The organism is Kutzneria sp. NPDC052558 (assembly GCF_044547355.1).
In the GTDB taxonomy this organism is placed as follows: Bacteria; Actinomycetota; Actinomycetes; order Mycobacteriales; family Pseudonocardiaceae; genus Kutzneria.
In genome coordinates, this window is record NZ_JBIUAG010000016.1 from 132,945 (window position 1) to 151,836 (window position 18,892).

At 71.1% G+C, this 18,892-nt stretch carries 20 protein-coding genes; 14 read left to right on the forward strand and 6 right to left on the reverse strand.

The genetic code is table 11. From position 1 onward, the window contains the following. Positions 1-5 precede the first annotated feature (5 nt). Positions 6-653, forward strand: a complete 648-nt coding sequence (locus tag ACIG5F_RS27550) for a phosphotransferase (protein WP_396522270.1) — start codon at positions 6-8, stop codon at positions 651-653. On the opposite strand, the gene ACIG5F_RS27555 is transcribed toward ACIG5F_RS27550, so the two are convergent. After that, positions 625-1,203, reverse strand: a complete 579-nt coding sequence (locus ACIG5F_RS27555; protein ID WP_396522272.1) for a TetR/AcrR family transcriptional regulator — start codon at positions 1,201-1,203, stop codon at positions 625-627. The two genes, ACIG5F_RS27550 and ACIG5F_RS27555, sit on opposite strands and share 29 nt — an antisense overlap. Positions 1,204-1,344: 141 nt before the next feature. Here ACIG5F_RS27555 and ACIG5F_RS27560 point away from each other — a divergent pair, with 141 nt between their 5' ends. From ACIG5F_RS27560 to ACIG5F_RS27570, 3 genes are read left to right on the forward strand one after another with little or no spacing between them, the layout of a single operon-like run. Beyond that, entirely contained in the window at positions 1,345-1,893 is a 549-nt protein-coding gene (locus ACIG5F_RS27560) for a hypothetical protein (RefSeq protein WP_396522274.1), read from the forward strand. Between the two features lie 40 nt (positions 1,894-1,933). Beyond that, positions 1,934-2,710 (forward strand): class I SAM-dependent methyltransferase, encoded by a 777-nt coding sequence (locus ACIG5F_RS27565; RefSeq protein ID WP_396522275.1) that lies wholly within the window; start codon positions 1,934-1,936, stop codon positions 2,708-2,710. Between the two features lie 10 nt (positions 2,711-2,720). Further along, on the forward strand, positions 2,721-3,620 hold the full coding sequence (locus ACIG5F_RS27570) for an LLM class flavin-dependent oxidoreductase (protein ID WP_396522277.1): 900 nt from the start codon (positions 2,721-2,723) through the stop codon (positions 3,618-3,620). A gap of 6 nt (positions 3,621-3,626) precedes the next feature. Here the strand turns inward: ACIG5F_RS27570 and ACIG5F_RS27575 are convergent, their stop codons facing one another. Both ACIG5F_RS27575 and ACIG5F_RS27580 read right to left on the reverse strand, forming a co-directional pair. Further along, entirely contained in the window at positions 3,627-3,782 is a 156-nt protein-coding gene (locus tag ACIG5F_RS27575) for a hypothetical protein (protein ID WP_396522279.1), read from the reverse strand. Beyond that, entirely contained in the window at positions 3,760-4,785 is a 1,026-nt protein-coding gene (locus tag ACIG5F_RS27580) for an Lrp/AsnC family transcriptional regulator (protein WP_396522281.1), read from the reverse strand. Before ACIG5F_RS27580 ends, ACIG5F_RS27575 begins: the two co-directional genes overlap by 23 nt. A gap of 92 nt (positions 4,786-4,877) precedes the next feature. Between ACIG5F_RS27580 and ACIG5F_RS27585 the strand changes: the two genes are divergently transcribed. Then, positions 4,878-6,557: a CocE/NonD family hydrolase gene (locus ACIG5F_RS27585; protein WP_396522283.1), complete on the forward strand. Its 1,680-nt coding sequence runs from the start codon at positions 4,878-4,880 to the stop codon at positions 6,555-6,557. Here ACIG5F_RS27585 and ACIG5F_RS27590 read toward each other — a convergent pair. From ACIG5F_RS27590 to ACIG5F_RS27600, 3 genes are read right to left on the reverse strand one after another with little or no spacing between them, the layout of a single operon-like run. Next, complete coding sequence (locus ACIG5F_RS27590; protein WP_396522285.1) at positions 6,554-7,498, reverse strand: 2Fe-2S iron-sulfur cluster-binding protein; 945 nt, start codon at positions 7,496-7,498, stop codon at positions 6,554-6,556. The genes ACIG5F_RS27585 and ACIG5F_RS27590 overlap by 4 nt on opposite strands. Further along, complete coding sequence (locus tag ACIG5F_RS27595) at positions 7,491-7,730, reverse strand: hypothetical protein (protein ID WP_396522287.1); 240 nt, start codon at positions 7,728-7,730, stop codon at positions 7,491-7,493. Before ACIG5F_RS27595 ends, ACIG5F_RS27590 begins: the two co-directional genes overlap by 8 nt. Next, positions 7,727-8,851, reverse strand: a complete 1,125-nt coding sequence (locus ACIG5F_RS27600; RefSeq protein WP_396522289.1) for a Rieske 2Fe-2S domain-containing protein — start codon at positions 8,849-8,851, stop codon at positions 7,727-7,729. Before ACIG5F_RS27600 ends, ACIG5F_RS27595 begins: the two co-directional genes overlap by 4 nt. Positions 8,852-8,954: 103 nt before the next feature. Between ACIG5F_RS27600 and hsaA the strand changes: the two genes are divergently transcribed. From hsaA to ACIG5F_RS27645, 9 genes are all read left to right on the forward strand, one after another. Next, positions 8,955-10,121 (forward strand): 3-hydroxy-9,10-secoandrosta-1,3,5(10)-triene-9,17-dione monooxygenase oxygenase subunit, encoded by a 1,167-nt coding sequence (gene hsaA / locus ACIG5F_RS27605; RefSeq protein WP_396522291.1) that lies wholly within the window; start codon positions 8,955-8,957, stop codon positions 10,119-10,121. Continuing rightward, positions 10,118-10,942 (forward strand): 4,5:9,10-diseco-3-hydroxy-5,9,17-trioxoandrosta-1(10),2-diene-4-oate hydrolase, encoded by an 825-nt coding sequence (gene hsaD / locus ACIG5F_RS27610; protein ID WP_396522293.1) that lies wholly within the window; start codon positions 10,118-10,120, stop codon positions 10,940-10,942. Before hsaA ends, hsaD begins: the two co-directional genes overlap by 4 nt. A 4-nt stretch (positions 10,943-10,946) precedes the next feature. Further along, positions 10,947-11,846, forward strand: a complete 900-nt coding sequence (hsaC, locus tag ACIG5F_RS27615) for an iron-dependent extradiol dioxygenase HsaC (RefSeq protein WP_396522295.1) — start codon at positions 10,947-10,949, stop codon at positions 11,844-11,846. Further along, the gene (hsaB, locus tag ACIG5F_RS27620; protein ID WP_396522297.1) at positions 11,847-12,374 is read left to right on the forward strand and encodes a 3-hydroxy-9,10-secoandrosta-1,3,5(10)-triene-9,17-dione monooxygenase reductase subunit; all 528 of its coding nucleotides are present in this window, start codon (positions 11,847-11,849) and stop codon (positions 12,372-12,374) included. It abuts the gene before it with no gap. A gap of 81 nt (positions 12,375-12,455) precedes the next feature. Further along, a complete protein-coding gene (locus ACIG5F_RS27625) occupies positions 12,456-13,688 on the forward strand; it encodes a cytochrome P450 (RefSeq protein WP_396522299.1) in 1,233 nt (410 codons plus the stop codon). A gap of 17 nt (positions 13,689-13,705) precedes the next feature. Continuing rightward, the gene (locus ACIG5F_RS27630) at positions 13,706-13,900 is read left to right on the forward strand and encodes a ferredoxin (protein WP_396522301.1); all 195 of its coding nucleotides are present in this window, start codon (positions 13,706-13,708) and stop codon (positions 13,898-13,900) included. Positions 13,901-13,979: 79 nt separating this feature from the next. Further along, complete coding sequence (locus ACIG5F_RS27635) at positions 13,980-16,766, forward strand: BTAD domain-containing putative transcriptional regulator (protein ID WP_396522303.1); 2,787 nt, start codon at positions 13,980-13,982, stop codon at positions 16,764-16,766. Positions 16,767-16,924: 158 nt separating this feature from the next. Further along, on the forward strand, positions 16,925-17,659 hold the full coding sequence (locus ACIG5F_RS27640) for a sugar phosphate isomerase/epimerase family protein (RefSeq protein ID WP_396522305.1): 735 nt from the start codon (positions 16,925-16,927) through the stop codon (positions 17,657-17,659). After that, the gene (locus ACIG5F_RS27645; RefSeq protein ID WP_396522307.1) at positions 17,656-18,765 is read left to right on the forward strand and encodes a Gfo/Idh/MocA family protein; all 1,110 of its coding nucleotides are present in this window, start codon (positions 17,656-17,658) and stop codon (positions 18,763-18,765) included. Before ACIG5F_RS27640 ends, ACIG5F_RS27645 begins: the two co-directional genes overlap by 4 nt. The last annotated feature ends 127 nt before the right edge of the window (positions 18,766-18,892 follow it).

The window sequence follows — 18,892 nt, forward strand, 5'->3', positions numbered from 1 at the left end:
CACCCGTGCAGCTGCTGGCATCCGGCCGTGAGTCCGACGTCTACGACATCGGCTCCGGCCGGGTGCTGCGCCGCAGCCGTCACATCGTGGACACCTCGTTCGAGGCCGAGGTGATGATTCGCCTGGCCCGCAACGGTTTTCCCGTGCCCACCGTGTACGAGGCCGCCGGATCCGACCTGATCATGCAGCGGGTCGAGGGTCCGAGCTTGCTCACCGCCCTGTGCCTCGGCGACGTGACCGCCGCCGAGGCCGCGGCCACGATGGTCGACCTGCACCGCCGTTTGCACGAGATTCCTTGCGGCACAACCGAGAACCGTGTCCTGCACCTGGATCTGCACCCGGACAACGTGTTGCTCGGGCCGGACGGGCCGGTGCTGATCGACTGGTCCAACACCACCGAGGGCTCGCCGGCTTTGGACACGGCCGTGTCGGCACTGATCCTGGCGCAGGTGGCGGTGGGCGGCACGGAGCTGGCCGACCTGGCCGCCGACCTGTTGCGGGCGTTCGCCCCGGCGGTCGACGCCGTGAGTGAGCTGCCGGCGGCATTGCGGATGCGCCGGGCCAATCCGACGATGTCCGCTCAGGAGCTGGCTGAGCTCGACCACGCCGTCGAGCTGGTGGTGGCTACGGCAACGCCGTCGCCAACACCGTGACCACCATGCGCCGCACCGCTTCCGGATCCGGCGGGCCGGCGTGGCGGTCGGCGAACAGCAGGTGCCCGGCGCCGACCAGCGTCGGCGCGAGGGTGTCGACGTCCGCGTCGAAGGCGATGCGTCCGTGCTCCCGCTCGGCCCGCAGATAATCGCCGATCATCACCGCCGCCTCGGTCGCCAACGGCACGCCGCCCGTGCCGCGGGCCTGGCGCAGGCGGTGCCGCAGGTCGTCGCGGAAGGTGATCAGGGCGACGATCGCCACCGCCACCGAGGAGAAGAGCCGGGTCAGCGTCTCCGTCAGGTTGTCCACGACCGTCCCCAGGCCGGCGATCGGGGCCAGCTCGGCGAGCCGGTCGATGCGGTCGAGCACCAGCTGGGTGAGGAAGGCGTCGAAGTCCTCGAAGTGCCGGTGCAGCACCCCCTTGGCCACGCCCGCCTCGGTCGTCACCGCCCGGCTGGTCAACGCGTGCGGCCCGTCGCGCAGCAACACCCGCTCGGCGGCGTCGAACAGCTGCGCGCGAGCGTCCTGGATGTGCACTCCGGTCGGCACGGCACGACCCTATCCAACGACTCCTCGCCGCATGGTCACGCGTTCTGGTCACGGGCTCCCGGTCGGCCCGGGAAACATTCCCGACCGTGCATGGGTCCGCCCCCTGTCGGCCGGGGCCCGGCCGATCCGATGATGATCATCATGACCGACACCACCGGCCGCCGCGCCTTCCTGTCCCGGGTCGCCAAGATCGCCACCGGCGCCGCCGTCGTGGCCGCGCTGCCCACCGTGCTCGCGGGCACGGCGTCGGCCGCCATGGACGGCCTCTGGTGTTTCTGCACGAAGTGCTACGGCCTGTTCAGCGGCAACGTCATCAACTTCAGCGGCGTCTGCCCGGCCGGCGGCCAGCACAGCTACGCCGGCTACATCTTCTCGCTGCCGTACAACGTGTCGGAGAACGCGAACGCGCAGGCCAACTGGTGGGAATGCGGCAAGTGCCTCGGCCTGTACTACCGCGGCTACCCCAGCGACGGCGTCTGCCCGGCCGGCGCCGGCCACAACCCGTCGTCCGACACCGTGAACCACGTGCTCACCCATGACGTGCCGCAGACTCCGACCGCCCAGGACTCCTGGCGGTTCTGCGTCAAGTGCTACGTGCTGTTCTTCAACGGCTATCCCACCGCCGGCCGCTGCCCGACCGGCGGCGAGCACAAGGAGGCCGGCTACAACTTCGTGCTCGCCCACAACTGAGCCCTGGCTCTAGTGGGCAGTCGCCCACTAAGGTGGGCGCATGCCCACTTCAGAGTCCTTTCGCGCGGTGGCCGAGTCGTTCGGGGTCGACCCGGCCGGTTACGACCGAAACCGGCCGGCCTATCCCGAGGCCCTGATCACCCGGATCCTCGCCGGCAGCCCCGGCCGTGACCTGCTCGATGTCGGTGTCGGCACGGGCATCGAGGCCCGGCAGTTCCAGGCCGCGGGCTGCACGGTGCTCGGCGTGGAGCCCGATGCCCGGATGGCCGAGTTCGCCCGGGGGACCGGGGTCGAGACCGAGGTGTCGACGTTCGAGGACTGGGATCCCCGCGGCCGCCGCTTCGACGCGGTGGTCTCGGGCACCGCCTGGCACTGGGTCGATCCGGTCCGCGGCGCGGCCAAGGCGGCCGAGGTGCTGCGTCCCCAGGGCCGTGTCGCCGCGTTCTGGCACGTCTTCGACCTGCCGCAGCCGATCGGCGAGGCCTTCGCCGAGGTCTACCGGCGGGTCGTGCCCGACAACCCGTTCACCGTCGACCCCGCCCGCTCCATGATCGACCTCTATCAGGCCCAGTTCACCCGGACCGCCGATGGCCTGCGGCAGGCCGGCTTCGACGAGCCCGAGCAGTGGCGCTACGACTGGGAACGCTTCTACACCCGGGACGAGTGGCTGGAGCTGCTGCCCACCCATGGCGGCATGACCCGCCTCACCGCCCGACAGCGTGCGGAGGTCCTGGCCGGCGTCGCCCCGGCCCTCGGCGACGGCTTCACCCTTCCGTACGCGACCGTGGCGGTCACGGCCCGGATTTCCGCCCGGTAAACTCCGGTCCGTGCGGGTCGGTGTGTTCCTGCCGACCGTGGGTCGGGGCGGCAGTCCGGGCGACGTGGTCGCGTTCGCGCGGCACGCGGAGCAGCATGGGCTGGACGCGGTGTGGGCCGGCGACCAGATCGTGGTCGGGTCGGGCACGCCGATGCTGGACGCGATGGTGGTGCTGACCACGGCGGCGGCGGTGACCTCAAAGCTCAGGGTCGGGTTCGGGGTGCTGATCCTGCCGTTGCGGCCGGTGGCGGCGGTGGCCAAGCAGATCACGGCGTTGCAGCAGATCTCCGGGAACCGGGTGCTGCTCGGCGTGGGCTCGGGCGGCACGCCGCACGGGATCTCCTCCTGGCAGGCCGTCGGCGTTCCCCAGGGTGATCGCGGCCGGTTGACCGACGCGACGCTGGCGGTGCTGCCGGGCCTGGTGACCGGGAAGCCGACGAAGCTGAGCCACCTGCCGGGCACCCCGACGATCACCCTGGCCCCGGGCTCGCCGATGCCGCCGGTGATCGTGGGCGGCGCGGGCCGGGTGGCGATCCGCCGGACGTTGCAGTACGGCGACGCCTGGTTCCCGTCGATGGTGACGCCCACCTCGGTGGCGGCCGTACGGCAGATCCTGCGCGAGGGCGCGGAGCAGCGCGGCCGGCCGACCCCGGGCATCACCACCGGCGTCGTGGCCTCCCTCGGCGACGGCGCGCCCAGCCGGCAGGCCCTGGTTTCCAGCCTGGCCAACGGATTCAAGATGCCGGTCGAGCAGGCCGAGGCCATCCCGGTCACCGGCGTCGGCCGAGAGGCGGCGGACCGGATGGCCGGCCACTTCGCGGCCGGGGCCGAGGAACTGGTGGTCAGCTTCGCCGGCGGCGACTGGTTCAAGCAGGTCGAGCTGCTGGCCGAGGCCCGCCAGGCGCTGTAGGCCGGGTCACAGCCAGCCGTTGTCCTCGGCCAGCCGGACGGCTTCGGCCCGGGCGATGTCGGCGGCGGTGCCGCCGATCGTGGTGACGACGGCGGTGTCCCACGCGGTGCGGACGCCGTCCAGGAAGGCGTCGGCCGCGTCAGAGGTGGTCGGACACGACAAAGCGGTCGCCGGCCATCAGCGAGCCCGCCTGTTTGACCTGGCGCATGATCGGGGAGACCTCGACGGACCGGACGCCGTCGACCGAGCCGACACGATGGTGCAGGAAGGCGTAGACAGCGGTGAGATCGCGGCCCACAACGCTGAGATAGAGGTTGTGCGGGCCGGAGATGGCGGCGGCGAAGGTGACTTCGGGCATGGCGGCGAACGCGGCGCCGGCGGCGTCGATGAGGGCCGGTGTGACGCGCAGCCAGTACGCGGTGCGGGTGGTGCGGCCAAGGACCTCGGGCGCGATGTCGACATCGACGGAGACGACGCCGTGGGCGAGCAGCGCGGCCAGTGCCCTGGCGGCCCGGCCCTCGGAGATGGCGGCGGCGGAGGCGAGCTCGGCGTAGCTGGCCCGGCCGTCACGGGCGAGCACGGCGAGAATCGCCTCGTCGTGTGGCTCCAGACGCACGCGGCTGGTGGGTTTCCGCGGTGCGGGGGCGGCGTCCAGGGCGGCGATCTCGCTGTCGGACAACACGTCCTGGAACGCGCGGATGGTGTGCCCCACGTAGCTGGTGTACTGGTGCAGCATCACGGCGGCTTCGATGCCGAGCACGGGCGTGCTGCGCGGCAGGCGGTGCACGAGCAGGTCGTCGCGCTGCGCGGCGGACAGGGCGCGGACGGCGCAGAACACCTCGGAACCGCCAGCGGTGATCGCCACCCAGCCCACGTCGGCCCGCGCGGCCAGGGACTGGGCCAGCGCGTTGGTGCCCTGCGGCCGGCACCGGACCCGGACCTGCCAGCTGCTCTCGCCCAGCGCCCGCGGGTCGATCACGCCCTTCACACGCAGCGACCCGTCCTTGGTCAGCCGCCGATAGCGGCGGGCCACGGTCGGCTCGGACACCCCGAGCACGGCGGCGACGCGGGCGAAGCCGGTGCGCGGGGCCAGCTGGAGGCAGCGAATGATTCGCGCGTCCAGCTCGTCAATCGTGTTGGACTCCTCGTTTCCAACGAGAATCATGTGCGGAAATCTACACCGAGCTCGCTCATGGCGTGGGGGTCCCGGCCGTGCTTCGTTAGCGTGGCGGCGGAACTGAAAGGGGAACTGGTGGCATGACTCCCATTGTCGAACGTGGCGTCGAGACGCCGATGCGGGACGGTGTCGTCCTGGTCAGCGACGTCTACCGCCCGCGAGCCGGCGGCGACTTCCCGGTCCTGCTGACGCGGACCCCGTACGGGCGGGACGCGGTGTTCGAGACGCTCACCGGGGATCCCGCCGAATTCGCCGAGGCCGGCTACATCGTGGTGGCCCAGGACGTGCGAGGGCAGGGCGCGTCCGGCGGCGAGTTCTACCCGCTGCGCGACGAAGGACGGGACGGCTACGACACGGTCGAGTGGGCGGCCCGGTTGCCGGGATCCACCGGACGCGTGGGCATGTTCGGCATGTCCTACCTCGCCGCCTGCTGCTGGCTGGCCGCGGTCGAGGCGCCGCCGAGCCTCGGCGCGATCGTGCCGGCCATGTCGTTCAGCTCGCCGCGCAGCCCGATCTACCAGGACGGCGCGTTCAACTACGGGACCGCCACCGCCTGGGTGCTCGGCCAACTGGCCGCCAGGGCGGTCGGCAAGATCGACCCGGTCCTGGGCGCGGATCTGCTCGACCGGGCGGCCGAGCTCGAGGAGCGCTGGCGGTGGCATCTGCCGCTGAACACGTTCCCGCCGCTGCGCCCCGAGGATCCGCGCGTCGCGCCGTACTACTTCGACTGGATCGCCCATCCGGACGCCGCGGATCCGTACTGGGAGACGATGCGGATCGCCGGGCGCCACCACGACGTGCGCGTGCCCGCCCTGAACATCGAGGGCTGGTGGGACATCATGCTCACCGGTGGCATCGAGAACTTCACGGGGCTGCGCGCGTCGGGGGCGACCCGGACGGCACGACAGGACAGCCGCCTGGTCGTCTTCCCGTGGACCCACTTCGGGTGGGGGCCGTCGGTCGGCGATGTGGAGTTCGGTCCGGACGCGGTCAACACCGTGCCCCGCATGACACTGGAGTTCTTCGACCACCATCTCAAGGGCGAGCGGATCGAGGCCACGCCACCGGTCCGGGCTTTCATGTCCGGAGCCAATCGTTGGCGCCACTGGGAATCCTGGCCGCCGCCGGCCGAGCCGCTCGATCTCTTCCTGATGTCGCCGAACTGTCTCGGGCCCGAACCCGCGGCGCAGGCCGCGGCCGACCGCTACACCTACGATCCGGCGGATCCGGCGCCGACGCGTGGCGGCCACAGCCTGATGGGCCAGGACTACGTGCAGGGCCCGGTGGAGCAGAGTGCGGTCGAGGACCGGGCCGATGTGCTGGTCTACACCGGGCAACCGCTGGCGAAGCCGTTGGCGGTGACCGGGCCGATCACGGTGACGCTGTTCGCGGCGACCACCGCGCCGGACACCGACTTCACCGCCAAGGTGGTCGACGTGCGTCCCGACGGGCGAGCATTCATCGTGACCGACGGCATTGTGCGCCTACGGTATCGGGACGGCGAGCAGCGGCCGGCGGCGCCGGCCGAGCCGGGGACGGTGCACCGGCTGTCGATCAACGTGTGGCCGACCAGCCACTGCTTCGCGGCCGGGCACCGGGTCCGGCTGGAGGTGTCGAGCAGCAACTTTCCCCAACACGACCGCAATCCGAACACCGGTGATCCCTTCGGGGCGGCGACCACGACGGTCCCGGCCGACCAGACGGTCTTCAGCGGCGGGGCGTGTCCGTCGCGCCTGACACTGCCCGTGGTCTCGGACTAGTCCTCGTAGGTGATCTCGACCTCGTCGGTGACGGGGAGGGCCTGGCAGGCCAGGGCGTAGCCGTCGGCGAGGTCGGTGGCGTCGAGGACCTCGTTGTGCAGGAGGCGGACCTCGCCCCGCGCAACGCGGCAGGCGCAGGCGCTGCACTGGCCCTGGCGGCAGGAGTAGGGGGCGTCGAGGCCGTTGTCGAGCAGGACGTCGAGCAGGCGGCGGTGTGACGGCCAGGCCAAGCGTTTGCGGACGCCGTCCAGTGAGACCTCTACAGTGGACGAAGAGCCGTCCTCGGCGACGGTCTCCTGCACGACGTCGAAGCGTTCGACCCGGGCCGACGGGAGCACGGCCACGACAGCGTCCATGAAGGGGCCGGGGCCGCAGACGAAGGCCTCCCGGTCGGCGAACGGCGCGGCCCAGGCCGCCAGCTGGGCCCGGGAGGGAAGGCCCTGGAGGCACTCGAGCCAATGGGTGACCTGAAGGCGGGACGGGTGCTCGGCCGCCAGCCGCCGAAGCTCGGCGGCGAAGATCACGCTCGCCGGATCGCGGTTGGCGTAGAACACAACGATGCGACCGGAGCCGGCGGCCAGCACGGACTTGACGATGGACATCACCGGGGTGATGCCGCTGCCCCCGGCGAACAGGACCAGATCGTCGTCCAAAGAGGACGGTGTGAACACCCCCGCCGGCGGCCGGGCCGCCAGCACGGTGCCGGCGACCACGCAGGAGCAGATCCACGGCGAGCACGCGCCGCCGGGCATGTGCTTGACGGTGACGGTGGGTTTCTCGCCGGTGTAAGGGGAACTGGACAGCGAGTAGCAGCGCTCCAGGCCGTTGGGCAGCCGGAAGGTGAGGAACTGCCCGGGCGCGTAGTCGAGTTCGGCGTCCAGCACCAGCGACACGGCGTCGGGGGTTTCCTCGATGACCTCGGCGACTCGCAGCTCAGTCATCGGTGGGCACCTCGATCGAGCCGTCCCGCACGGCGCGCTCGATGCTGTCCCGCAGCAGGGCGCAGCCCGACACCAGCGGCCCCAGCAGGGGACAGGCGGCGGTGTCGGACTGCCACTGCACGCTGGTGTGCTGGAGGCTGTTCTTCTTGACCAGCACGGTGGTTCCGCAGCCGTCGCAGGCGTGCGGGCGCAGCCCCTCGGTGAGGTATCGGGCGGATTCGCGCACGGTCATCCGCCGCGCCGGGCCAGGTTCTCGGCGACCTCGGCCTGCCAGGCCTCGTTGGCCCGGGTGGTGTCGACCTCGAACTCGAAGCGGCGGACCATGTCCTCCTGCACGTCCTCGACGTCCACGTAGAACTGCTCGTACCAGCGGCGCAGCTGGTAGACCGGGCCGTCCTCCTCGCACAGCAGGGGATTGTCCACTCGGGACTTGTTCTTCCAGATCTCCACGTCCTGAAGGAATCCCACTCCGGTGTTCTTGGCGAACCTGGCCGCGATCTTGTTGGCCTGCTCGTCGTCGATGCCGGGGAACTTCTTCACGATCGCGCCCCACTGGAGCACGAAGGAGTTGGGCGTGACCGGGTAGTGGCAGTTGATCAGCACGGTCTCCACGGTCGCGCCGTGGAAGTCGTTCCACAGGTAGTCGATCATGTACGACGGCCCGTAGTAGGACGCCTCCGAGCGGGTGGCCAGGTCGTCGGCCCCGGAGTAGCTGGACCTGGCGTGCACGTCCGGCCGGGCCTTGGAGTTGAGGTACTGGCTGGCCGTGTGGCCCTCGAAGACGTTCTTGAAGTACGTGGGGAACGCGAAGTGCACGTAGAAGAAGTGGGCCATGTCCACCACGTTGTCCACGATCTCGCGGCAGTTGGCCCCCTCGATCAGCACCGAGTCCCAGGTCCAGTCGCTCCACTCGTCGGAGAAGGCCCCCTCGATGCGGGGGATGGCCAGCTCGGGCGGCGGCGGGTTGCCCTGCGGGTCGTTCCACACGAACAGCTGGTGGTTCTGCTGGCACGTGATCCACGCGCGGGTCCGGGCCCGCAGCGGCACCCGCTTGGCGTACGGGATCGACTTGCAGCGCCCGTCGCCGCCCCACCGCCAGTCGTGGAACGGGCAGGCGACCTCGGCCCCCTTGACGGCGCCCTGGCTGAGATCCCCGCCCATGTGCCGGCAGTAGGCGTCCAGCACGTTGAGCGAGCCGTCCGAGCCCTGGAACACCACGAGCTTGGTGCCGAAGGCCTGCACGGCGTGCGGCTGCCCGTCGGCGAAGTCCTTGACCAGCCCCAGGCAGTGCCAGCCCCGGGCGAACCGGGACGGCGGCGCGCCGGCCTCGATCACGCGGACGTCGGTACCCATCACACCTCCAGAGGCGACTACTGGAACAGGTTATAGTTTTGCCGGCCCGGATGGCTACCGCCAGCGGTCGACACAAACGAGAACACGTTCTAGTCTAGGCCCCATGAGCGAGCAGGTGACCGCGGCGGTCCGGGATGTCCTGCCGGCGCTGCGCGAGCGGGCCCAGGAGGCCGAGGACCGCAGGCGGGTGCCGGACGAGTCGATCAAGGCCTTGCAGCTGGCCGGCGTGTTCAAGCTGCTGCAACCGGCCCGCTACGGCGGCCTGGAGGCGGACCCGGTCACGTTCTACGAGACGATCCGGCTCATCGCCGGCGCGTGCGGCTCGACCGGCTGGGTCAGCTCGGTGGTGGGCATCCACCCCTGGCAGCTGGGCCTGTTCCCGGACGAGGCGCAGCGCGAGGTCTGGGGCGACGACCCGGACAGCCGCATCTCCTCCTCCTACGCGCCGACCGGCCGGGCCAGGCTGGTCGACGGCGGCTACGAGCTGACCGGCCGCTGGAGCTTCTCCTCCGGCTGCGACCACGCCAGCTGGGTCTTCCTCGGCGGCATCGTCACCGACGCCGACGGCAAGCAGGTCGACTTCTGCACGTTCCTGTTGCCGCGCAAGGACTACACCATCGAGGACGTGTGGGACACGGTCGGCCTGCGCGGCACCGGCAGCAACGACATCATCGTGGAGAACGCGTTCGTGCCCGGACACCGGGCGCTGAGCTTCGGCGACACGGCCAAATGCGTGTGCCCGGGCCAGGAGGTGAACACCTCGCCGCTGTACAAGCTGCCCTTCGGCTCGCTGTTCTCGTACACGATCACGACGCCGATCATCGGCATGGCCACCGGAGCCTACGAAGCCCACGTGGAGCACATGGCCGCCCGGGTTCGGGTGTCCTACAAGGGAGAACGCGCCAACGAGGACCCGTTCGCCAAGGTCCGCATCGCCCACGCCGCCGGCGAGATCGACGCGGCCTGGTTGCAGCTCAAGCACAACATCACCGAGTTGATGGACCACGCCAACCGCGGCGAGCGCATTCCGCTGCCGCTGCGGCTGCGGGTCCGCCGGGACCAGGTGCGCGGCACCGGCCGGGCCATCGAGGCCATCGACCTGCTGTTCGAGAACTCCGGCGGCCGCGCGCTGCGGGTGGGCACGCCGATCCAGCGCTTCTGGCGCGACGCCCACGCCGGCCGCGTGCACGCGATCAACGACCCGGAGCGGGCGCTGATGATGTACGGCAACGGGGAGTTCGGCCTCCCGGTGCAGGACGCGATGCTATGACGTACACCGAGAAAGCCGCGATCCGCCTGCACTTCCACGACTCGGGCGAGGGCAAGCCGGTGGTGCTGCTGCACGGCGGCGGCCCTGGCGCCTCGGCGTTGAGCAACTTCGGCCGCAACATCCCGGTGTTCGCCAAGCACTTCCGGGTGATCGCGCCGGACCAGCCCGGCTTCGGGCAGTCGGACAAGCCGACCGAGCACGGCCAGTACTTCACCCACAGCGCCGACGCCCTGGTGGCCCTGCTCGACGAGCTCGGCGTGGACAAGGCCGACCTGCTGGGGAATTCCCTCGGCGGCGGCGCCGCCGTGCGGTTCGCGCTGAGGTATCCCGACCGGGCCGGCCGGCTGGTGCTGATGGCCCCGGGTGGTTTGGGCCTGAACGTGTTCGCCCCCGACCCGACCGAGGGTGTGAAGCGACTGGGGGCGTTCGGCGTGGCCCCCTCGCGGGAAGCGCTCAAGGCGTTCCTCAAAACCCTGGTGTACGACCAGAACCTGGTCACCGACGAGCTCGTCGACGAGCGCTTCGAGTACGCCAGCCAGCCCGAGTCGCTCAAGGCCATGGCCGCCATGGGCGCGTCCTTCTCCCGGCCGGACACGTTCGAGGAAGGCATGCTCTGGCGCGAGGCGTACCGGCTGCGGCAGCGGGTGCTGCTGGTCTGGGGCCGTGAGGACCGGGTCAACCCGCTGGACGGGGCGCTGGTGGCGTTGAAGCTGATCCGCCGCGCGCAGCTGCACGTGTTCGGCGGCTGCGGCCACTGGGCGCAGCTGGAGAAGTTCGACGAGTTCAACCGACTCGCGATCGATTTTCTGAGCGAGGGCTAGGGACATGGGCATCAGGTCACTGGGCTACCTGCGGATCGAGGCCACGGACGTGGCGGCCTGGCGCGAGTACGGCCTCAAGGTGCTGGGCATGATCGAGGGCCAAGGCAGCGACCCGGAGGCGCTCTACCTGCGTATGGACGACTTCCCGGCCCGGCTGGTGATCTTCCCCGGCGAGCGGGACCGGCTGGCCCAGGCCGGCTGGGAAGTGGCCAACGAGGGCGAGCTGGCCGAGATCGCCGCCGCCCTGGACACGGCCGGGGTGGCGGTGGAGAAGGCCAGCGACGCCGACCTGGCCGACCGCCGGGTGGCCGGGCTGATCCGCTTCGACGACCCGTCCGGCAACACGCTGGAGGTCTTCCACGGCGCGGCCCTGCAACACCGGCGCGTGGTCAGCCCGTACGGGCACACTTTCGTGACCGGCGAGCAGGGGTTGGGCCATGTGGTGCTGAGCACCCGTGACGACGAGGAGGCCCTGCACTTCTACCGGGACGTGCTGGGCTTCAAGCTGCGTGACTCGATGCGGCTGCCCCCGCAGCTGGTCGGCCGCCCGGCCGACGGGCCGCCGGCGTGGCTGCGGTTCTTCGGCTGCAACCCCCGTCATCACAGCCTGGCCTTCCTGCCGATGCCCACGCCCAGCGGCATCGTGCACCTGATGATCGAGGTCGGCAGCGCCGACGACGTGGGCCTGGCCATGGACCGGGCGGCCCGGCGCAAGGTGCCGATGTCGGCGACGCTGGGCCGGCACGTCAACGATCTGATGCTCAGCTTCTACATGAAGACCCCCGGCGGCTTCGACGTCGAGTTCGGCACCGAGGGCCGGCAGGTCGAGGACGAGAGCTGGATCGCCCGCGAGAGCACGGCGGTCAGCCTGTGGGGCCACGACTTCGGCGTGGGCAACCGGTAGATGGACCGCTTCCGGCAGGTCCTCGGCCACTTCTGCACCGGTGTGACGGTCGTCACCACGATGGCCGGAGGCGGGCCGGTGGGCTTCGCCTGCCAGTCGTTCGCGGCGCTGTCCCTCGACCCGCCGCTGGTGCTGTTCTGCCCCGACCGGCGGTCCGGAACCTGGCCCGCCATCAGGGAATCCGGCCTGTTCTGCGTGAATGTGCTTGCCGAGGAACAGAAAGAGGTGTCCCGGCTGTTCGGCACGCGCGGCGCGGACCGGTTCAGCGCCACCGGCTGGCGGCCGTCGCCGAGCGGCTGCCCGGTGCTCGAAGGGGTGCTGACCTGGATCGACTGCAAGGTGGATGAGGTGCACGACGCCGGCGACCATCACGTGGTCGTCGGCCGGGTGACCGAGCTCGGCGAGTGCCGCGACGGTCAGCCGCTGTTGTTCTACCGCGGGGCCTACGCCGCCACCGAGTCCCGCTACGAGGTCGACGGGGAACTGGACAACCTTCTCACCTGGTCACGGAGTGCCGACTGGCTGTAGCGAAGTATGTGGACGATTTTCCTCCACTTCGCTACGTTGGTTGTAGCAGGCAACCGTGGCTTGGCTGGGGAGTGGATCCAGATGACCGAGATGCTTGACGAAGAGCTGCGTTCGTTCCCGATGGCTCGCGAGTGCCCCATGCACCCGCCGGCCGAGTACAAGGAGATCCGCGAGCAGGCGCCGGTCAGCCGGGTGCGGATGCCCGACGGCCAGCTGGCGTGGCTGGTCACCGGCCACGAGGAGGGGCGCAGGATCCTGGCCGACCCGCGGGTCAGCTCCGACCGCCAGCACCCGGCCTTCCCGCTGGCGCTGACCGTCGAGCAGCGCAAGGTGTTCCAGCGCAACAGCCGGCTCAGCATCCGGCGTTCCATGATCGGCCTGGACGCGCCCGAGCACGGCGCCCACCGCAAGATGCTGATCAGCGAGTTCTCCGTGCGCCGGATCGCCGCGCTGCGCCCGCGCATCCAGGAGATCGTCGACCAGTCCATCGACGACCTGCTGGCCGCCGGGCCCGGCGCCGACCTGGTCGAACACGTGTCGCTGGCGGTGCCGTCGCTGGTGATCTGCGAGCTGCTGGGCGTGCCCTACGAGTCGCGGCACGGCTTCCACGAGTGGACCCGCAAGCTAATCAGCCGGACCACCTCGCCGCAGGAGCGGACCGAGGCCGCCGACCGGCTCAACGACTTCCTGGAGAAGCTGGTCACCGAGAAGGAGGCCGGCGAGCCTGCCGACGACGTGATCGGGCGGCTCATCGCGCGCAACCGGGAGACCCCGGTCATGACGCACGACGAGATCGTCGGCACCGCGATCCTGCTGCTGATCGCCGGCCACGAGACCACCGCCAACATGATCTCGCTGGGCGCGGTGGCGCTGATGGAGAACCCGGAGCAGAAGGCCCAGGTCGTGGCCGACTCCTCGCTGCTGCCGGCGGCGATCGAGGAGATGCTGCGCTACTTCAGCATCGTGGAGAGCGCGACCTCCCGGGTGGCCACCGAGGACATCGAACTCGGCGGCGTGGTGATCCGCAAGGACGAGGGCGTCATCGTGTCCGGCCTGGCCGCCGACTGGGACAGCGAGGTCTTCGCCAACCCCGACCAGCTGGACTTCCACCGCGGCGCGCGGCACCACGTGGCCTTCGGCTACGGCGTGCACCAGTGTCTGGGGCAGAACCTGGCCCGGCTGGAACTGGAGATCGTCTTCGAGACGTTGTTCCGGCGGGTGCCGAACCTGTCGCTGGCCGTGCCGGCCGACGACCTGCCGTACAAGAACGACGCGGGCATCTACGGTATCTACCAGGTGCCGGTGAATTTCTGAGGGAAGAGGCAACACCAATGCACATCACCGCGGACAGGGAACGGTGCGTCGGCGCCGGCCAGTGCGTGCTGGCCGCGCCCGCCGTCTTCGACCAGGACGACGACGGGCTGGTCGCGCCGCTGACGGTGGATCCGGAGACCGGGGACCAGGATGCCGTCCGCCAGGCGGTCAACGTGTGTCCCTCGTCGGCCATCTGGATCGACAAGGAGTGACCGTATCCATCGGCCGGCCGGGCTAAATCACCTTCTCGTGTAAGGAATACACCCGGCTGGCCGATGGAGCGCCCGCGTCGTGGCGTCGATCTGTGCGTTCGTGTCCGACGACATCAGAATGCGGGTGCTCGGCCCCGTGGAGATCGCCGGCCCGCACGGGCCGGTCGCGCTGCGGGGCCGCGGGCACCGAACCCTGCTGGCCCGGCTGGCGCTGCGTCCCGGGCAGCCGGTCGCGTCGTCCGCGCTGATCGACGCGCTGTGGGACCAGGCCCCGCCGACCGCGCCCAAGACGCTGCGCAGCCACGTCGCGCACATCCGCCGCGACCTGCGCGCCGCCGACGTGCTCAACATGATCGTCACCCGGGATCCCGGGTACCTGCTGCGCATCCCGCCGTTCTCGGTGGACGTCGTGCGCTTCGAGTCGCTGGCCCGCCGGGGCCGCCAGTCGCTGGCCGCCGGCGACCACCGGGCCGCCGCCGACCAGTTGCAGGCCGCCCTGACGCTGTGGCGCGGCGACGCCATGGACGACTGCCGGCCGGGCCAGTGGGTGCGGCAGGAGGCCACCCGGCTGGCCGAGGCCCGGCTGGACGCCCAGGAGGACCTGTTCGGCGCGGAACTGGCGCTGGGCCGGCACTGCGAGGTGGTGGGGGAGCTGTCCGGGCTGGTCGTGGCCCACCCGTTCCGGGAACGCCTGTGGGAGCTGCTGATGCTGGCCCTGTACCGGTCGGGGCGGCAGGCCGAGGCGCTGGCCGCGTTCCGGCGGGCCCGGTCGACGCTGGTGGAGCAGCTCGGGGTGGAGCCGGGGGCGCGGCTGCGGCGGCTGGAGAGCGCCATTCTGGCCGAGGAGCCCGTGCACGAGCCTCCCGTCTCCGTGCCGGTGGTGGTGTCCGGCCTGCCGGCCGAGGTCACGAGTTTCATCGGCCGCGAGGAGGAACTGGCCAAGCTGGGCGGCATGTTCGCCGGCGGGCGGCTGGTCACGCTGGTCGGCACCGGCGGCGTCGGCAAGAGCCGGCTGGCCCTGCGGTCGGCCGGCCAGCTGGCGGCGTCCGTGCAGGGCGGGGTGCGGCTGGTGGAACTGGCCGGCCTGAGCGACCGGGCCCTGGTCCCGCACACCATGGCCGAGGCGCTGGGCGTGCGCGACCAGTCCGGACGGTCCCCTCTGGACGTTCTGGTGGATGTGTTGCGGGATCAGGACGTGCTGATCGTGCTGGACAACTGCGAGCACCTGCTGGACGCCTGCGCCGACTTCGTGGCCGCGCTGCTGCGGGGCTGCCCGCGGCTGCTGATGCTGGTCACCAGCCGGCAACCCCTTGGCGTGGAAGGGGAACAGGTGCTGATCGTGCCGCCGATGCCGGTCGAGCACGCGGCCATGCGGCTGTTCGCCGACCGGGCAAGGGCCGTGGTGCTCGACTTCGAGGTCACGGCCGACAACGTGCGCGTGGTGGAGAAGCTGTGCCGGCGGCTGGACGGCATCCCGCTGGCCATCGAGCTGGCCACATTGGTGTTGCGCACCTTGACACCCGAGCAGATCCTGTCCCGTTTGGACGATCGATTCGCCCTGCTCAGCGGGGCCCGGCGAGGCGTGATGGCCCGGCACCAGACCATGCGGGCCGCCGTGGAGTGGAGCTACGAGCTCTGCACGCCGCCCGAACGCCTGCTGTGGAGCCGATTATCGGTGTTCGCCGGCAGTTTCGACATCGAGGCCGCCGAGCGCGTGTGCGGTGACTCGCTGGCGCTGGTGGCCCGGCTCGTGGACAAGTCGGTGCTGATCTCGCGGACCGTGCGCGGGGTCGTCCGCTACCGGCTGCTGGAGACGCTGCGGCAGTTCGGCGCCGAGCAGCTGGTGGCCGAGGAAGCCTTGCGGCGTCGGCATCTCGAGTGGTGCCAGTGGCTGGCCGAGTGGGGCGAGCGGGAGTGGTTCGGGCCCAACCAGGCCGTCGTCTTCGCCCGCGTGCACGCCGATCGCCTGAACCTGCGGGCCGCCCTGGAGTTCTGCCTGGAGCGTGATCCGGCCGCCGGGTTGCGGCTGGCCGGGACCCTGTGGTTCTACTGGATCGGCTGCGGCGTGTTCGCCGAGGGCCGGCGGTGGCTGGATGCCTTGCTGCGGCAGCCCCATCGCGGCGTGGAGCGGAACAAGGCCTTGTGGGTCAACGGATACGTCGCCACCTTGCAGGGCGACACCGCCGCCGCCGTGCTGCTGCTCGACGAATGCCGCGCCCAGAGCGACGACCGTGTCGCCCTGGGATACGCCACCTACGTCCGGGCCATCGCCGCCCTGTTCACCGACGATCTGCCGGCCGCCACCGAGCTTTTCGACGAGGCGAGCCGGTCGCTGACCGAACTCGGCGAGCTGACCAGCAATGTGGTCATGACCAAGGTCGGGCTGGCCATGACCACGGCGTTGGCCGGCGACCTGCCCGCCGCCGTGGCCGTGGCCCAGCAGGCCCATGCCGTCGCCGAACAGCACGGCGAGCAGTGGGCCCTGGCCTACGCCCACTACGTGCTGGCCTTCGCCGCGTGCCTGGAGGGGGCCATGGGCCAGGCCGTCGCCCACGCCCGGAAATGCCTGTCCGTCAAGCAGACCTTCAACGATCTGCTCGGCATCGCGCTGTCGGTCGAACTCCTGGCCCTGCTCGCCGCGCTGGCCGGCGAATGCTCCCGGGCCGCCACCCTGCTCGGCGCGGCCTCGGCCATCTGGCCCCGGGTCGGCGTGCCGCTGTTCGGCTCCCAGCACTTCGCCGCGCCCCACGACCAGTGCGAGTCCCTGGCCCGCCAGGCCCTCGGCGACCGTCCCTTCGACCTGGCCTTCGCCAGCGGCGTCACACTGTCCATCGACCAGGCCGTGACGATGGCGTTGAGCTGCTGAGCGGCGCTGGCCCCGACGGAGTCGATCAACCGGCCGCCAGCCAGCGTGAACGCGCTCTCACGATGACCGGCTCGTCTCGCCGGCAAACCTCTGGCGCAGATTTCTACCGGGTGGTAGAGATTTGGGGTGACGGCGGTCACCGACCTCGAGGAGCCAGGATGAGCGAGCTTTCCGTGCAGCTGTACTCGGTCCGTGACCAGTTCGCCGAGGATCCGGGGGCGGTGTTGGCGCGGCTGGCCGAGATGGGCTTCAAGCACGTCGAGCCGTACGGCGTGCTGGAGAACGTGGCGACGCTGCGGACCGGCCTGTCGGGCAACGGCCTGACCGCGCCCACCGCGCACGCCCGCCTGATCGGGGCCGACCAGGCCGCGGTGTTCGCCGCGGCGGCGGAGCTGGGCATCGACGTGGTGATCGACCCCTACGTCGGCGACGAGCACTGGCAGAACGCCGGCGACATCGGCGCCACGGCGGACGCCCTCAACGCGGCGGCGAAGCTGGCGGCCGAGCACGGCGTGCGCGTCGGCTACCACAACCACTGGTGGGAGCTGCGTTCCCGGCTCGACGGCCGCAGCGCCTTCGAGGTGTTCGCCGACCAGCTGGACCCGGAGCTCGTGCTGGAGGTCGACACGTACTGGGCGACGGCCGGCGGCGAGAACGCGCCCGAGCTGCTGCGCCGGCTCGGCGACCGGGTGCACGCCATCCACGTCAAGGACGGCGGCCTGGAAACCGATGCCACCGGCCAGGTGCCGGCCGGGCAGGGCCAGGTCCCCGTCGCCGACGTCCTCGCCGCCGCCCCGCAGGCGCTGCGGGTCGTCGAATTCGACCAGTACGCCGGCGACATCTTCGAGGGCATCTCCGCCAGCCGCGCCTTCGTGCTCGGACTCGAGCCGTGACCGGGCCCCAGGGCGCCGGTGTCATGGGCGTCGGTGTCATCGGCGCGGGCGTCATCAGCGACAAGTACCTCACCAGCCTCACCAGCTTCCCCGACCTGCGGGTGCTGGCCGTCGCCGACCTCGACACCGCCCGCGCCGCCGCCCAGGCCGCCAAGTACGGCGTGCCCAGTTCCGGCGCCGTCGCCGACCTGCTGGCCGATCCGGCGATCGAGCTGGTGGTCAACCTGACCGTGCCCACCGCGCACGTCGACGTCGGCCTGGCCGCGCTGGAGTCCGGCAAGCACGTGTGGGCCGAGAAGCCGTTGGCCATGGACCGGCAGACCGGCCGCAAGCTGCTCGACCGGGCCCGTGAGCGTGGGCTGCGGGTCGCCAGCGCCCCCGACACCGTGCTCGGCGCCGCGCTCCAGACCGCCCGGCGGGCCATCGACTCCGGCGTGATCGGCGTGCCCCTGTCCGCGCTGGCGCTGCTCCAGACGCCCGGGCCCGAGGACTGGCATCCCTCGCCCGAGTTCCTGTTCCAGCCCGGGGCCGGACCGCTGCTGGACATGGGGCCGTACTACCTGACCGAGCTCGTCCAGCTGCTCGGGCCCGTCCACCGCGTCACCGGCCTCGGCGGCCGGGCCCGGGACCGGCGGGTCATCGGCAGCGGACCCAAGGCCGGCGTCGAGTTCCCGGTCGACGTGCTCACCACCGTCAACGCCCTCATCGAGTTCGAACGCGGCGGCTTCGCCCAGGCCGTCTTCAGCTTCGACTCCGGCGTCCGCCGCTTCCTCATCGAGGTCACCGGCCCTGGTGGCACCGTCGCCGTGCCCGACCCCAACCAGTTCACCGGCGACACCGTCCTGCACCTCCGCGGCGCCGCCCCGGAAACCCTTGCCGCCCAAGGCCCCGTCACCGAACGCGGCACCGGCGCCCTGGAGCTCGCCCGCGCCATCCGCGCCGGCGTGCCCGAACGGGCGTCCGGGGAGATGGCCTACCACGTCCTCGACGCCATGCTCGCCATCGAGGAGTCGATCGCCGCCGGCCATCCCGTGGAGATCGCCAGCACAGTGGAGGTCCCGCCCGCCCTCCCTGCCGACTGGGACCCCTTCGCCGCCACCCTCTGACGGCTCCCCCGCCCCCATCCGCCACGCTCCCCTCCCCACGTGAGTGGCTCATATGCCTTCAATGCGCAAGTGAGCCACTCACGTGGCGTGGTGGTGGTGGAGGCGTGCGCTACGTGAGTGGCTTATT